Here is a 2,257-nt window from a genome sequence, read left to right as displayed (position 1 = left end):
GTCCTCCGTGAGCGGCCGGCAATCCGGATGGCCTCCTCCTCGCTGCCGCTGCGGATCAGGGCCTGGATGATATCGGGCCGGTAGAGGCTGGCTTGAAAACGGGAGGCCGGATAAAACTGGGCCTCCTTCTCCGGGCCGCCATTGACGTGAAAGCCCACATACTTATCGCCCTGGGCGCTGGCCGCATAGTAACCGGACCGGGACCAGGCCACCCATTCGCCATCACTGCCTGCAAAAAAATTGAGCAAAGGATAGATCTTCTTCTTGCCCAGCCTGAGTTCACCCAGGTCCCAGAGCTTGAGGGTCTGATCATCAGAGCCTGACAGCAGCCGATCTCCCTCAACCGCCAGGGACCAGACATCATCCGTATGACCGATAAATCGAGCCAGCTCCTTACCCTCCCGGTTATAGGCAGTGAGAGCGCCATGAGCACCACCAGAGAGGATCTTGCCGTCGGCAGTGAAGCCATAGACTCTATGGTACACACCATCTGCTGAGCTGCGGGTGACAGTCGCCTTTTCCTGCTCATGATTACGGATCACCAGGACAACATCACTGTAGCCCCCCCCTTCCTTTTTCCGATGGCTCAGAGACCAATCCTGATAGCGCGTCTCGATTCTTCTGACCGAGGTATCAGAGTCGCCCAGAGCAAAGCTGCTCAGGTCAAAACGGTGCTCCAATGGATTGATATGTTTTTTGATATCACCTTTCCAGGTGGTTCCCCAGTGCAGGCCGCCACGATCAAGCCCAACCCCCCAGACGGCCCTGCCGCTGCCGACGAGGTGAGCCAACGCCTTACCGTTCTTCCAGAAGTAGATATCCTTATTATCTCCCCCACCGGTAACCGCAGTCTTATCGGCCAGAAAGGCCGTCGCCATAACGGTATTATCATGTTTACTGAAGCGGCTCTGCTCTCGAAAATCGTCACCAACCTCATAGATAATAGCGACCCTGGGAGTGGTGCAGGTCCCGGCCAGAAGCAGGCTGCCGTCTCGGGAAAAGCTGAGGCCAGTAGGTCTGGTTGGACTGCTGATGGTCTTATGGAGACGGAGGTCATGGTCAAGAATCAGTATCTGTTGATCTTCTTGATAGCCTGACACCGCAATCCATTCCTTGCTCACGGCAATGGATTTCAAGTTATGACTGTGGTCATAGCTTTTCTCGACCCTGCCGTCTTTCCAGAGGATCAGCTGCTTATCAAAACCGACGGAGAGCGGCCGATTATCCGGGAGAAAGGCAACTCCATAGACGGAATTTTTATGCCCCTCCAGGGTCCTCACCAGCCGGAAGTCATCCTCTACTGCCCAAAGTTTTACGGTCTTATCCGCTGAACCCGATGCCAATACCCTGCCATCAGGGCTGAAGGCCAGGTCATTGACCGGATTTTCATGACTCTTCAGGAGATGATGGAGCTTACCACTGCTAAAATCATAGATCCGAATACCTTTATCTGGGGAAAAAAAACCGCCAACAGCCAACCAGCGATCATCCGGAGAAAGGGCGACGGCAAAGATCTTTCCCTCTGAGCCCGGCCCGATCTGCCCCAGGATCTTGCCGACCTCCCTTCGGGTCTTAAGATCCCAGACCCGGGTGGTCTTGTCATCCGAGGCAGAGATCAGGTAACGGTTATCCGAGCTGACCACCAGGTCTTGAATTCTTCCCCTATGGCCGCCGGTATCCACGGTCAGAATCGGTTCGTTCCCTGCCTGGACACCGTTCCTCTGCACAGGAGCGAAGAGAAGCATGCACACCATACAAAAGCAGATCACGACAGGGCATAACAGGCGATTGGACTTCATTCTTTTTGCTCTCCTTACAGGCTGGTTGGTCCTGAAATAATAGCTGCTCATCTGGCGGTCACCGCAAAATCAGGGACCGAGTCCGGGATGATGGTGGTGGGCTTCTGTCGGCCGCCGGTGAGTTGCTTGACCCGCCGGGTCACATAGAGATCGATCTCCTTGACCGTCACCACCCGGTCCTGATCGTAATCCGCCTTCAAGCGGCCGCTGGCAGCACCAAAGCCCTCCAGCAGGGCCTTGGTAAAGGCGCCGTGTCCCCATTCGGGACGTTCCAGGGAAAAGGAGGAACCGGTGGCCGCGGTCATGATCACCTGACCGGAGCCTGCGGCCAACAACTCCTTGATGGCTGCGGTAATCGAGTGATCGCCACGGCGGCCACCACCCATGATCGCCCCGGAGTGGCAGGTATCGGCCAGCAGGATCACCTTGGAGGGCAGGCCGCTGATGATATCTTTAAA

At 56.0% G+C, this 2,257-nt stretch carries 2 protein-coding genes; both read right to left on the bottom strand.

What is annotated here, in order from left to right; all coding sequences use genetic code 11:
- Positions 1–1,745 (bottom strand): WD40 repeat domain-containing protein (locus tag G494_RS0114645; RefSeq protein ID WP_028585119.1); only part of this gene is annotated, 1,745 nt, incomplete at its 3' end.
- A gap of 101 nt (positions 1,746–1,846) precedes the next feature.
- Positions 1,847–2,257: caspase family protein (locus G494_RS27175; RefSeq protein ID WP_035246832.1), on the bottom strand; the 411-nt coding region annotated here is incomplete at its 5' end.

Source organism: Desulfogranum mediterraneum DSM 13871, from assembly GCF_000429965.1.
GTDB lineage: Bacteria > Desulfobacterota > Desulfobulbia > Desulfobulbales > Desulfobulbaceae > Desulfogranum > Desulfogranum mediterraneum.
Note: the sequence above shows the minus strand (reverse complement) of the source record. Positions and strands in the feature narration are given on the sequence as shown.